Origin of the sequence: Paenibacillus sp. FSL R7-0652, assembly GCF_038595045.1 — a bacterium.
Taxonomy (GTDB): domain Bacteria; phylum Bacillota; class Bacilli; order Paenibacillales; family Paenibacillaceae; genus Paenibacillus.
The window spans coordinates 5,083,792-5,097,287 of the sequence record NZ_CP152001.1 but is presented as its reverse complement, the minus strand read 5'-3'; the positions used below and the strand labels follow the sequence as shown (position 1 = coordinate 5,097,287).

Genomic DNA, 13,496 nt, shown 5'->3' with positions numbered 1-13,496 from the left:
AATATGGAAGGGAGTCTGGTATAAGCAGGCTCCCGCTTCCATAAGCCGCGGCATCCGCGGAAGCAAAGAAAGGTGATTGATGTTGAGAAATCGGTATAATACGGGGCGCAAGAAGAGGGGCATTGGCAAGTTTCTGCTCGTACTTCTGGCGCTCATTGTCATTGGATGCGGCTACGTTGCATGGAAGCTGTTTACGCCTTATGGACCTCAGGAGGCAGCTCAGGCAGCGATGAAGACATCTGATGGCGTTGAAGTCAGCGAGCAGGAAAACTGGATTGATTTCAAGCCGGATAAACCTGTTGGCAAAAGTATACTTTTTTATCCCGGGGGTCTGGTTAAACCACAAAGTTATGCCCCTCTGGCTCATGAACTTGCAGCAGCCGGTCATCATACGATTATTGCTAAAATGCCCGTTAATCTGGCTGTAATCAAGCCCAATCTGGCAGATGATATATTGGCAGCATACCCGGACGAACAGTTTGTCATGGGAGGACACTCGCTAGGCGGATCGATGGCGGCTCGTTATACAGCTGCACACCCGGATGCACTTAAAGGTATTTTTTTCCTGGCATCCTATCCGGATGAAAAAGGAAGCGTGCAGAAGCTGGACATTCCGGCGTTATCCATTCTGGGTACCAATGATGGAGTCGTGAATATGGCCAAGTATCAGAACGGACGTATGTATTTGCCACCGGATACCGTGTATTACACTATTAAAGGAGGAAACCACGCTCAATTTGGCGACTATGGTCATCAAAAGGGAGATGGTGAGCCGGAAGTCAGTGAAGAAGATCAACTGAAGCAGACGGTTAAAACGATGATTTCATGGTTGGATACCATCAAGTAGTCCCGATAATCTTTGGAGGTGGTCATTCTGGCAGTGCTGCAGGTGCAGGGAGACGAAATCTGCTGTAGGGCAATTCTGTTTGACAAAGATGGAACTTTACTGGATTTCTTGCAGCTGTGGGGGCCCTGGGCAGAGAGTATGCTTGAGCAGCTGCAGGGGTGGATGCATGAACGATCAGCTTCCTTTACGGTTGAGCTGGAAAAGGTGCTGGGCACCGTTCACGATCGGCACGGCCGCCTTATCGGGTACGATGTGCAGGGGCCGCTGGCTATAGCTGCGATAGATGAATGTAACGGCTGGCTTGCAGGGCAGATCTATGCAGCCGGTACACCGTGGAATGAAGCGATAACGACAATACGTCAATTTTCGAGTGCAGCGATGAAGTCTGTACGAGAGCGGAAATCGGCTGAACCTATGCCCGGATTGCTGGAACTGCTGCAGCGCTGCAGGGAAGCACAGATTCCGCTGGCTGTAGTCACATCTGACAGCACGTCAGCAGCGGAAGCACACCTGCAATGGATGGGCATCCGTTCCTTTTTCACTTCGATTGTTGGCTGTGACCGGGTAACTCGCGGCAAACCGGATGGCGAATCGTTCCAGTTGGCTTGCCAGGAGTTATCGGTTGAACCGCATGAGGCGGTAGTCATTGGAGACAGTAACGGCGATATGCAGATGGGGCGTTACGCAGGAGCAGCATATACGCTTGGATACTGTCCGCAATTGGATCAGGTAGTGCATCTGCATGATGCTGATGCTGTTATTCGCCATTATGATGAGCTGCGCGTCATGTTATAGAGGCTGCGCTGCGTCTCATATGTATCTTATGAATAGGGATATATCAAAGGAGGAGAGAGGATGAATGCAGCAGAGCAGCTGGCTGCCTGGATTCAGGAAAGCTCACGCATTGTTTTTTTCGGAGGAGCCGGAACTTCAACGGAAAGCGGGATACCCGACTTTCGCTCGGCCGCGGGGCTGTATCAGACGGAGCAGCACTCCCCCTATCCTCCTGAGGAACTGTTAAGTCGTCATTTTTTTGATCAGCATGCCGATATTTTTTATGACTTTTACCGGGGGAAGATGCTCCATCCCGATGCAGAGCCTAATGGCTGCCATCGTTTGCTTGCCCGACTTGAGCAGGAAGGGAGGCTGCACGCTGTCATTACGCAGAACATTGACGGACTTCATCAAAAGGCAGGCAGCAGTCATGTGCTTGAACTTCACGGTTCGGTTCATCGCAACGCGTGTATGGACTGCAAACAATTTTATTCACTGCATGATATTATGCATTCCAAAGATGTTGTACCTCGCTGCACCTCATGCGGCGGCGTAATTAAACCGGATGTGGTGCTGTATGAAGAGGAACTGGATCAGGCAACGCTGTACCATGCGATTGATGCCTTGTCTTCTGCAGATTTGCTGTTGGTTGGCGGAACGTCGCTGACCGTATATCCGGCAGCTCAATTAATTACCTATTTTCAGGGAAAACATACCGTCCTGCTCAATGCCACACCTACGGCTTATGATCAGCGAGCAGACTTGTTGATTACAGAGCCGATTGGCGAGGTAATGAAGAATGTGGACCAGCTCTTGGTTAATTAAAGAATGTGAACGAGCTTTTGCCTAAGTGAAGAATGTGGAACAACTCACTGCATAATTGAAGAATGTAAACCAGTTTATCGTTTCATTTGAAGTTTTGGCTCTGCTTTTTGGTGCAAACCTTGGATGGAATTATGGCATCCTCTAGCTGAGGCTGGACCTGGATATGGGATGCCCGAACCTGTGGAAAGAAGGGATTCTTGATGGTCTACGTAGCTGCTGAAACACGTTACGAAACGATGAAATATAATCGCGTTGGACGTTCAGGTCTGAAGCTTCCGGCAATTTCACTTGGACTGTGGCATAACTTTGGCGGGATCAACAGTTTTGAGAATGGACGCAGCATGATTACCCGCGCATTTGATCTCGGGATTACACATTTTGATTTGGCAAATAATTACGGCCCGCCTCCAGGCTCGGCGGAGCAGCTGTTTGGCCAGGTACTGGCTCAGGACTTGAAACCATACCGGGATGAATTGATTATCTCCACCAAAGCCGGTTATTATATGTGGCCAGGACCTTACGGTGAGTGGGGTTCCCGCAAATATTTGATTTCCAGTCTTAATCAGAGTCTTACTCGAATGGGACTGGACTACGTGGATATATTCTATTCTCACCGATATGATCCGGATACGCCGCTGGAAGAAACGATGATGGCACTGGACCACATTGTTCGATCAGGCAAAGCACTTTATGTGGGCATCTCCAACTATCCTGCGGAGCAGACAAGACAGGCTGCCGACATGTTGAAAAGTCTGGGCACGCCGCTGCTGATTCATCAACCAAGGTATTCCATGCTGGATCGCTGGATTGAGGATGGGCTTCAAGATGTGCTTGATGAGTACGGTGCAGGCAGCATAGCGTTCTGTCCATTGGAGCAGGGAGTGCTTACGAACAAATATTTGAATGGCATTCCGGAAGATTCTCGCGCCAAAGGCCCTTCCGTATTTCTGAATGAAAATAATATCTCTCCAGAGACACTCCGTAAGGTACGTGCCCTGAATCAGATTGCGGCAGCCCGTGGTCAGAGTCTTGCTCAGTTTGCACTGGCTTGGGTACTGCGGAACGGAAAAGTTACTTCTGCGCTGATTGGTGCAAGCCGTCCGTCTCAGATTGAAGAAAATGTCGCTGCGCTTAACCAACTGGAGTTTTCTTCAGATGAACTGGAGCGAATTGAATCGATTCTGCGACCGGAGTCTACGAACAAAAACAAGGATTAGAACCTGCCCTATACGTGAGGGAGCGTTCTGAAATAAATCACACACAAAAAGTGCATCTTAGCCATAAAGGCAGGATGCACTTTTTTAGTTTGCATACGTGACCCTAACCCCGTTGCTCAAGTCCCTAGTCTTGAATACATTTCCTGGCGAAGTAATGTTCAGCTGCTTATTGAGATGAATGATCCGCCGTACTTGTTGAATGTGACGGACGCGCGAGCAGTTTCTCGCGATAGAGGCTGGGGGCTTCTCCGTGGAATCGTTTAAACTGCTTCGAGAAATATAGTGCGTCGGGCATACCGACCGAGGCAGATACTTGTTCTATAGACAAATCCGGGCGTTCACGCAGCAGCTGGCGCGACTTGTCGATCCGCAGTTTCAGTAAATAGGTCACAGGTGTAAGTCCAGTTTCCTGTTTGAAAATACGTGACAGATACGCACGGTTATATCCCAGGCTTTCGGACATTTGTTCAATGGATACGGGGTAGGCATATTGAGTCGACATATACTGAATCATTTGTTTGACAGTCCGCCGGATTGAAGATTCGCCGGAAGTTAAGGTTTGTCCCTCCGAAAGGTGATTTTGAGCCTCGGCCAAAATCAGATATAACGTGCCGAGAGAAGTGAAATGAGCGCTCTCTTTACGTTCGGCAAATGCACCCTGCATAACAGCCAGCCAGTTCGATAGGTCGCCTGAGGTTCCGGCATGAAAAACGGATTTTTCTGGCCGAAATCCGGCTTCTTCTACATGCTGTGCGGCTTGACTGCCTGTGAAGGCAATCCAGCGATACTGCCATGGGTTACGTGCATGAGACTTGTAACTGACGAGCTGACCCGGGTGAATGAGAAAACAATCACCTGCATAGAGGTCGTAAGTATGCAGCTCGGTACGAAACGTACCTGCTCCCTTTTCTACATAATGTAAAAGATAATAATCATACAGCTTCGGCCCGAGCGCATGTCCGGGAAGGGTCTGGCTTGCACCAGCAAAGAGGACATGCAGCCTACCCTCGTTATAATAGACAGGGTTGGAAGCAACCGAATAACTGAGTGCGCCGCTCTTGGTTCCCATGGATTCCTGCGCTGATCGGGGAATACACGAATCTGTTGTACTGCGAGATGATGCTTGGGGCACAGGGCTTATTTTGGATTCCTTCATCTATGATCCTTCTTTCCGTTTTTCGTGCTTTAATGATTATAACCATTATAGAATGAAAGGTCACATTTATCCATATGAATCACACATGGGTTCATTTCAAGCGTGATCGCTTCCTTGTATAATAAGCTTAAGAAAACCACAACAAAGAGGCGAGGTGCATCAGCTTTGAATGTAACTGATTTGCAACAAAAGTTTATTGAGAAGTACGGAGAAAGTGGAGCGGACATCCGTGTATTTCATGCCCCTGGGCGTGTGAATCTGATCGGTGAACATATCGACTACAACGGTGGTTATGTGCTTCCGGCCGCGCTTGAGTTTGGCACAACGTTGCTCATTCGTGAACGTACGGATAACAAGCTGCATCTGGCTTCCACAAACATGGCTTACGAGGGAACGCTGGACACAGGTTCGATCGGCCAGGAGAAAACGGGAGAGTGGACGGACTACGCGGTAGGCGTCATGGTTGGACTGCAGGGCAAAGGTGTCCAGGTGACGAGAGGGTATGATTTTCTCTATCATGGCGAAATCCCGAACGGAGCAGGACTCTCTTCCTCTGCATCTCTGGAGGTACTTACCGGCTATGCCGTTCAATCCATGGAAGGGATATCAGCCATCGATACCGTAGAGCTTGCGCTGTTGTCCCAGAAAGCGGAGAATGAGTTTGTTGGTGTCAACTGCGGCATTATGGATCAGTTTGCTGTAGCGAACGGTGCCAAGGATCACGCAATTCTGCTCATGTGTGATACGTTAGAGTACGAGAAGGTTCCGTTCCGTACAGGTGCGTACAAACTGATTATCGGTAACACTAATAAGCGCCGTGGTTTGGTCGATTCAGCATACAATGAGCGGCGCTCCCAATGCGAGCAGGCACTTGCCGTACTGAAGGAACAGCTGCCTGCACTGAAATACCTGGCTCAATTGAAGCCGGAACAGTTTGACACATTACAGGATCAGATCAAGGATGAGAAAGTCAGACAGCGTGCCCAGCACGTTGTGGAAGAAAATGCGAGGGTGCTGGCTTCTGTAGAAGCATTGCGAAACAATGATCTCGAAGCGTTTGGACAGCTGATGAACGCTTCGCATGAATCGCTGCGTGATCTGTATGAAGTAAGCTGCAGTGAGCTGGATGTTATGGTTGAAGAAGCACGGCGGATTCAAGGTACATTAGGTGCACGTATGACTGGCGCAGGTTTTGGCGGATGTACAGTATCTCTGGTACACGAGAATGATGCTGACCGTTTTGTGAGTGAAGTGGGTGCGGCGTATGAAGCACGCACGGGTCTTAAAGGTGATTTCTATGTATGTGGCGTAGGCGAAGGCGTTAACGAACTCAAGGAGGCGAAGTAAAATGGCAATTTTGGTGACAGGTGGAGCAGGATATATCGGTTCTCATACGGTGGCAGCATTGCTTGAACGCGGCGAAGAGGTTGTTGTACTGGATAACCTGCAGACAGGACATCGGGAGGCGCTGCTGGGCGGTAAACTGTACGAAGGTGATCTTCGTGACAAGGAGCTTTTGGCGAAACTGTTTGCGGAAAATTCAATTGATGCCGTCATTCACTTTGCAGCGAACTCGCTGGTTGGGGAAAGTATGAAGGAGCCAGCGAAGTACTACGACAACAACGTATTCGGTACACTCTGCTTGCTGGAAGCAATGAATGAAGCCAATGTACGCCGCATTGTCTTCTCTTCAACAGCAGCAACTTACGGTGAGCCTGAGAAAGTGCCGATCGAAGAGAGCGACCGTACCGAGCCTACCAATGTTTATGGAGAAACCAAATTGATGATGGAGCGCATGATGTCCTGGTTCGACAAAGTGCAGGATATCAAATACGTTTCCCTGCGTTACTTCAATGCAGCTGGCTCACACGAAAGCGGCAAAATTGGTGAAGACCATCAGCCGGAGAGTCACCTGATTCCGCTTGTGCTGCAAACCGCATTGAAACAGCGTTCGCATATCGCCGTATTCGGAGATGATTATGCAACAGAAGACGGCACATGTATCCGTGACTATATCCATGTTAGCGATCTGGCGGATGCGCATCTGCGTGCCGTAGATTACCTGCGCAAAGGGGAGAACAGCAACGTATTTAACCTAGGTAACGGTACTGGCTTCTCGGTAAAACAAGTGATTGAAACCGCGAAAAAAGTGACCGGTTTGGATATCCCGGTTGTTCAGGAACCACGTCGTGCGGGTGACCCTGCTGTGCTGGTGGCATCGTCTGCAAAAGCCAGATCCGTTCTGGGCTGGAACCCGAAATGGACAAACCTCGAAGACGTGATTCAAAGCGCATGGAACTGGCATCAATCCCGTCCAGAAGGCTACGGAAAAAACTAGGAGGCGAACATCTAATGTCACAGACTCAACCTGGAGCAGAGGCCACAGAGCGTACACACGAGCAGCAGGAAGCACTGCATGCCATTGAGCGTCTGGTCGCATTTGCCTTACAGAAAAAGCTGATCGAGGAAGCAGATTACGATTACAGCCGCAATCTGTTGATGGAACAGTTCGGCTTCTCAGAACCGTACGCCGGTGAACCGGATGCAGCCATTCCTGATGGTCCACAGACGATGCTGGATACCCTGATTGATTATGGATACACAATTGGACTTATTCCTGAGAACAGCGACACGTTCCGTGATCTGCTGGATGCAAAAATTATGGGTCATCTGATGGCGCGTCCATCGGAAGTTATCCGTGCATTTCGTCATACCGAACAGACTGAAGGCATTGAGGCGGCAACATCGCAATTTTACGACTTGTCCATTAACTCCAACTATATCCGGATGGACCGTGTCTCCAAGAACGTCTACTGGACACAGGATACTGCTTATGGCGAGATGGAGATTACGATTAACCTGTCCAAACCGGAGAAAAGCCCAAAGGAAATTGCTATGGCGAAGCTGCTTCCACCCCCGGTATATCCAAAATGTCAGCTGTGTCGTGAAAATGTAGGTTATGCTGGTCGGGTCAATCACCCGGCCCGCCAGAACCTGCGTGTCATTCCGCTGCAGCTTAACAATGAGCCGTGGTTGTTCCAGTACTCGCCGTACGTGTACTATAATGAACACTGCATTATTTTCCATCATGATCATGTGCCGATGAAACTGACGAAGGATACGCTGCGCAGACTGCTTGCATTTGTTCAGGAATATCCGCATTATTTTATCGGGTCTAACGCCGATCTTCCGATCGTAGGCGGTTCGATTCTGACTCATGATCACTTCCAAGGTGGACGTCATACGTTCGCCATTCAAAATGCACAGCCTGAGGCGGTTTTCCGTCACGCGGGTGCACCTGGGTTGACACTCAGCCTTGTTAAATGGCCGATGTCTGTGATGCGTCTTCATTCGCATGATCCTGCGGAACTGCTCGAAGCGGGTAATGCCGTTTACGAAGCTTGGAAAGTGTACAGCGATTCTGCAGTAGAGATCGAAGCATTTAGTGAGATCGATGGGGAAAAGGTGCCTCACAACACGGTAACGCCGATTGTTCGCCGCAGTGCGGATGGCGGTTTTGAGATGGACCTTGTTTTGCGTAACAACCGTACAGATGATGAGCATCCGGAAGGCATTTTCCACCCTCACCGGGAAATGCATCATCTGAAGAAAGAAAATATCGGTCTGATTGAAGTCATGGGACTTGCTATTTTGCCGGGTCGCCTGAAGCAGGAGCTGGACGGCATTGCCGACATTTTGGCAGGAAATACACAGCTTGCAGAAGCTGCTCAGGCGGCAGATCATGAGCTGAACAAACACTTACCGTGGACAGAAGCGTTGAAGCAGGAACATGGCTCCAGCTTGACGAAGGAAGAAGCGGTTGCCCTTGTGCAGAAGCAGGTTGGCTTGAAATTTTCCGAAATTTTGGAGCACGCAGGTGTGTATAAACATGATGAAGCTGGGCGTCAGGCATTCCGCCGTTTCGTAAGCAGCATGGGATATACAGAGTAATTGAGCTGTATAGGATTTGAAAAGTTCGCTCATTACCTTAACACCTCGACGTACCAGGAGTTTGCGGCAATAGAATGAATAGCAGGCATCCGTTCGATGATGAACGGATGCTTTTTATGCCCGTTGTTATAATGCGATAAACTACGAGCTGCGTTGTAACAGATGCTGTCTTTTTAGACTTTTTCCCACTTGCGGGTCATGTATAATGGAGAAAAAGGATAGAATCTCCACAGATAAACAAAAAAACTACATATTGAAATGGGGACGATTTAGTGGAAAAGCAGCCGCTTAACCTTCCATTGATCTCGGATGCCAAGGAACTCAAAAGCATGGTAGGAGAATCGAGCGAACGCGTACGTAACAAAGTAATCCCATTTGTTGATTCGCATGTTAAGAAGTTTATCGCTAAGTCACCTTTATTTTTCTTGTCCACTTCGGATCAGAATGGGAAATGTGATGTATCACCCCGCGGGGGAGACCCTGGATTCGTCCATGTAATGGACCCCTACAGACTGGTTTATCCTGAACGCCCAGGGAACCGCCGAATCGATTCCTTATTGAACATTTTATCGGACCCGGGTGTAGGTATGCTGTTTGCAATTCCGGGATTAAACGAGGTGCTGCGCATTAACGGAACAGCATGTATCACGAAGGATGAAGAATTCATTGCAGGTATGAACTGGAGTGGTAAAACGATTGGAGCAGCCGTCATTGTGGAAGTGGAGGAATGTTTCATTCATTGTCCAAGGGCCTTCAGTCAAGCCGGGTTATGGGATACTGAAACATGGGCAAACTCAGAAGATTTGCCATCCGTTAGCGAGCTGCTGCAGGCGCATCTTCAGATCAACGGGTTGAACTAAAGTGAGCGGCTATCGATTTGTTTTTCGATAAAAGGGGTACTATAATTGAGGTTGCACTAAAAATTAAACTCCCTTGGAGGCGATTATAGATCATGAGATCTTTTCAATTTTATAACCCAACCCGTCTGATCTTCGGTAAAGGCCAGCTGGAAGCACTGAAAACGGAAGTGCCGAAATACGGCAAACGGGTTCTGCTTGTATACGGCGGTGGAAGCATTAAACGCAGCGGACTGTATGAGCAAGTGCTCGGTTTGCTTCAGGAAATTGGAGCAGAAGTGACTGAGCTGGCAGGAGTTGAGCCTAATCCGCGTCTATCCACTGTACACAAAGGCGTAGACCTGTGTAAAACGAATGATATTGAGCTCATTCTAGCCGTTGGCGGCGGAAGTGTACTCGACTGTGCCAAAGCTATTGCTGTTGGAGCTAAATATGATGGGGATATGTGGGACTTTGCGCAGCGTAAAGCCGCTGCACAAGATGCACTTCCGCTGGGCACCGTGCTGACCATGGCAGCTACCGGTTCAGAGATGAACTCGGGGTCCGTTATTACGAATCAGGAAACTCAAGAGAAGCTGGGCTGGGGAAGCGCATATTCCTTCCCTGCATTCTCCATTCTTGATCCTGTAAATACATACACGGTACCGAAGGACCAAACGGTATACGGTATGGTGGACATGATGTCTCATGTATTGGAGCATTATTTCCATCTCGACCCGAACACGCCTGTTCAGCTGGGTTTCTGTGAAACCATTTTACGCACCGTAATGGAAGCAGCCCCACGATTGGTGGAGGACTTGGAAAATTACGAACTACGCGAAACGATTTTGTATTGTGGAACGATGGCGCTTAACGGTGTGCTGAACATGGGGCTGGCAGGAGACTGGGCAACCCATAACATTGAACACGCAGTGTCTGCGGTATATGATATCCCGCACGGCGGAGGACTTGCGATTCTGTTCCCACACTGGATGAGACATAACCTGGATGTGAAGGTAGATCGTTTCAAACGTCTCGCGATTAATGTGTTTGATGTGAACCCTGAGGGTAAATCAGACAGACAGATTGCCGAAGAAGGAATCGATGCGCTGAGCAAGTTCTGGACGTCCATTGGTGCACCGAACCGATTGGCCGATTATGATATCGATGACAGCCAGATTGAAGTTATGGCGGATAAAGCGATGCTGTTTGGACCTTTTGGTAACTTCAAAAAACTGCAGCGTGAAGATGTAGTATCCATCTACAAAGCTTCTCTGTAAGTGGGAGCTGAAATGCTCGCCCTGTTTAAATACGTTTAAAATAGCAGTAAAAAAACGCAAGCTTCTATCTGGAGGCTTGCGTTTTTGTGCTGCTCTGAATACGCGCGAGAGAGGGAAATGGAGCATTCGTTAAGATTGTCATGATAATACCCATTAGCGGCTTCTGAATACAGCTTAGGAAAGATTTTGAAACATTTTGCCTGGAAGTACGTATTTATTTACATGTGGAATGCACAGTTGGGAGAACACGCAGCGCAGAGAGGAGGAAGAGGGGATGGAAGCAATTTATTGGGGATGTCTCATCGGAGGCGCCGTTTTTGCTATTGTAAGCCTTGTACTGGGTGATTTGATTGACGGGCTGCTGGATGGTGCCTTTGAAATGCCTGGTGTTGATTTTTTCAAACCTGTTGTACTTGCAGGGTCCATTACTGCTTTTGGCGGTGCAGGTATTCTGCTAACGCGGTACAGCTCACTCAGTGTGATGTCGAATCTAATCTTATCCCTATTGATCGGTATCGCTGCAGCCATGCTGGTATTCTTCGCATACATTAAACCGATGCGTAACAGTGACGTATCCATTGGTTTCTCGATGAAGGAGTTGTCGGGAAAAATCGGAGAGATCACGATTCCGGTACCTGCGAACGGATTTGGTGAAGTGATGATTCGTTTTGCATCCGGTAACACCATTCAGACCGCATCCAGCTTTGAACAGCTCCCCATTGCGGCGGGAGCACGAGTGGTTGTCATTGATGTGGTGGATGGCGTGCTCCGTGTATCCGAATGGGAGAAAGATGTACTTAAGGAAGTGTAAAGGTCAGCAGGTTTAGTTATACGATTATGGATCGCTGACAATCTAAGAGATTCAAGTACTTACGAGATAAGGGGAGAGATGTGAATGACAGCTAATTTGGATTGGGATGTATTGTTGATACCTATCGTGGTTGTGGGTGTTATTTTGATTTTGGGATTGGCATTTTGGGCGAGATACAAGACGGTTGGTCCGGATGAAGCCATGATTGTGACAGGTTCATTTCTGGGAAGCAAAAATATTTCAGAAGATGAATCAGGTCGTAAAATTAAAATCGTGCGCGGCGGCGGTGCGTTTATTCTGCCCGTGTTCCAGCAGTCCGAATTTATTTCGTTACTGTCACACAAGCTGGATGTATCTACACCGGAAGTGTACACCGAACAGGGTGTTCCGGTTATTGCAGACGGTGTGGCAATCATCAAGGTTGGAAGCGCTGTAGAGGACGTTGCCACAGCTGCTGAGCAATTTATCGGTAAACCGGTAGATTCACTGAGAGGTGAAGCACAGGAAGTGCTGGAGGGGCATTTACGGGCCATCCTGGGTACGATGACGGTGGAAGAGGTATACCGGAACAGAGATCGTTTTGCACAAGAGGTGCAGGGCGTGGCAGCCCGGGATCTGAAAAAGATGGGTCTGCAGATTGTTTCCTTCACCATCAAGGATGTTCGCGACAAGCAGGGGTATCTGGATGCGCTCGGTAAACCGAGAATCGCAGCTGTAAAGCGGGATGCCGAGATTGCCGAAGCAGAAGCAATGCGGGATGCTCGAATTCAGAAGGCAAACGCAGAGGAACAAGGACAGAAAGCCGAATTGCTGCGTGACACCAACATTGCTGAAGCAGCCAAAGAGAAAGAATTGAAAGTAGCAGCCTTTAAACGTGATCAGGATACTGCCAAGGCGGAAGCCGATCAGGCGTATCATATCCATGAAGCACGTGCGAGACAAACAGTTGTTGAAGAGCAGATGAAAGTTGAACTCGTACGTAAAGAGCGTGAGATCGACCTGCAGGAAAAAGAGATTACGGTTCGTGAGAAACAATATGACGCAGAAGTGAAGAAAAAAGCGGAGGCGGATCGTTATGCCGTTGAGCAGGCTGCGGAAGCGGACAAAGCAAAACGGATGCGTGAAGCCGATGCAGTTCAGTACTCTATCGAGACCCAGGCCAAAGCAACAGCCGAGCAAAAGCGGCTTGAAGGTCAGGCCATGGCGGATGCAGAACGGGCCAAAGGTACAGCCGATGCAGAAGTTATTCGTCTGCGCGGTCTTGCAGAAGCGGAAGCCAAGGAAAAATTGGCTGAGGCGTTCCAGAAGTTTGGCGAAGCTGCAGTACTCGATATCATCGTCAAAATGCTGCCTGAGCTGGCTGGTAAAATTGCTGAGCCAATTTCCTCCATTGACAAGTTGACGGTGGTTGATACAGGTAAAGGTGAAGGGGCTGCACGTGTCAGCAACTATGTAACGGAACTGATGTCGACGGCACCTGAAATGCTGAAAAGTGTATCCGGTATCGACGTGGAGCAGCTGATCAAAGGGCTGACCAAAACGAAAACACCTGCACCAGTGGCTGTCCATTCAACCGAACCTGTGAAAGCAGCTCCGTCAACGATCGACAGCATTGTGGAAAGAAGCGAAAGCAAAGAGTAAGGAATGGCATTGTGTTCCAATGCTCGTCTATTGACCTTAAGGCGGATTTTTGTTACTTTTTAAGCGAGACGTCCGGCGCGGTTTGCCCGCTCCGGATGTTTTTTGGTTTGTAACAAAGATGTGTGCAGCACATCCAAGATGGTGTGAAAAAAGAGGTG

At 48.8% G+C, this 13,496-nt stretch carries 12 protein-coding genes; 11 read left to right on the top strand and 1 reads right to left on the bottom strand.

The window, feature by feature from the left end:
- Positions 1-79: 79 nt before the first annotated feature.
- The 4 genes from MKY97_RS22290 to mgrA all read left to right on the top strand — a co-directional run bounded on the left by MKY97_RS22290 (position 80) and on the right by mgrA (position 3,663).
- Positions 80-847, top strand: a complete 768-nt coding sequence (locus MKY97_RS22290) for an alpha/beta fold hydrolase (protein WP_342552450.1) — start codon at positions 80-82, stop codon at positions 845-847.
- A 27-nt stretch (positions 848-874) separates the two neighbouring features.
- Positions 875-1,642 (top strand): HAD family hydrolase, encoded by a 768-nt coding sequence (locus tag MKY97_RS22285; protein WP_342556427.1) that lies wholly within the window; start codon positions 875-877, stop codon positions 1,640-1,642.
- Positions 1,643-1,702: 60 nt separating this feature from the next.
- Positions 1,703-2,446 (top strand): NAD-dependent protein deacylase, encoded by a 744-nt coding sequence (locus tag MKY97_RS22280; protein WP_342552449.1) that lies wholly within the window; start codon positions 1,703-1,705, stop codon positions 2,444-2,446.
- A 200-nt stretch (positions 2,447-2,646) separates the two neighbouring features.
- The gene (gene mgrA, locus MKY97_RS22275) at positions 2,647-3,663 is read left to right on the top strand and encodes an L-glyceraldehyde 3-phosphate reductase (RefSeq protein WP_342552448.1); all 1,017 of its coding nucleotides are present in this window, start codon (positions 2,647-2,649) and stop codon (positions 3,661-3,663) included.
- Positions 3,664-3,829: 166 nt separating this feature from the next.
- On the opposite strand, the gene MKY97_RS22270 is transcribed toward mgrA, so the two are convergent.
- Complete coding sequence (locus tag MKY97_RS22270; protein WP_342556426.1) at positions 3,830-4,732, bottom strand: AraC family transcriptional regulator; 903 nt, start codon at positions 4,730-4,732, stop codon at positions 3,830-3,832.
- Positions 4,733-4,984: 252 nt separating this feature from the next.
- Between MKY97_RS22270 and MKY97_RS22265 the strand changes: the two genes are divergently transcribed.
- From MKY97_RS22265 to MKY97_RS22235, 7 genes are all read left to right on the top strand, one after another.
- Entirely contained in the window at positions 4,985-6,166 is a 1,182-nt protein-coding gene (locus MKY97_RS22265; protein WP_342552447.1) for a galactokinase, read from the top strand.
- Between the two features lies 1 nt (position 6,167).
- Entirely contained in the window at positions 6,168-7,157 is a 990-nt protein-coding gene (gene galE, locus MKY97_RS22260) for a UDP-glucose 4-epimerase GalE (RefSeq protein WP_342552446.1), read from the top strand.
- Positions 7,158-7,171: 14 nt separating this feature from the next.
- On the top strand, positions 7,172-8,770 hold the full coding sequence (locus MKY97_RS22255; RefSeq protein WP_342552445.1) for a UDP-glucose--hexose-1-phosphate uridylyltransferase: 1,599 nt from the start codon (positions 7,172-7,174) through the stop codon (positions 8,768-8,770).
- A 272-nt stretch (positions 8,771-9,042) separates the two neighbouring features.
- Complete coding sequence (locus MKY97_RS22250) at positions 9,043-9,630, top strand: MSMEG_1061 family FMN-dependent PPOX-type flavoprotein (protein WP_342552444.1); 588 nt, start codon at positions 9,043-9,045, stop codon at positions 9,628-9,630.
- Between the two features lie 92 nt (positions 9,631-9,722).
- Positions 9,723-10,886, top strand: a complete 1,164-nt coding sequence (locus MKY97_RS22245) for an iron-containing alcohol dehydrogenase (RefSeq protein WP_342552443.1) — start codon at positions 9,723-9,725, stop codon at positions 10,884-10,886.
- 274 nt (positions 10,887-11,160) lie between these two features.
- Positions 11,161-11,697 carry a protease gene (locus MKY97_RS22240; protein ID WP_342552442.1) on the top strand — a complete coding sequence of 179 codons (537 nt, stop codon included), beginning with the start codon at positions 11,161-11,163 and terminating at the stop codon, positions 11,695-11,697.
- 84 nt (positions 11,698-11,781) lie between these two features.
- A complete protein-coding gene (locus MKY97_RS22235; protein ID WP_342552441.1) occupies positions 11,782-13,338 on the top strand; it encodes a flotillin family protein in 1,557 nt (518 codons plus the stop codon).
- Positions 13,339-13,496 lie beyond the last annotated feature (158 nt).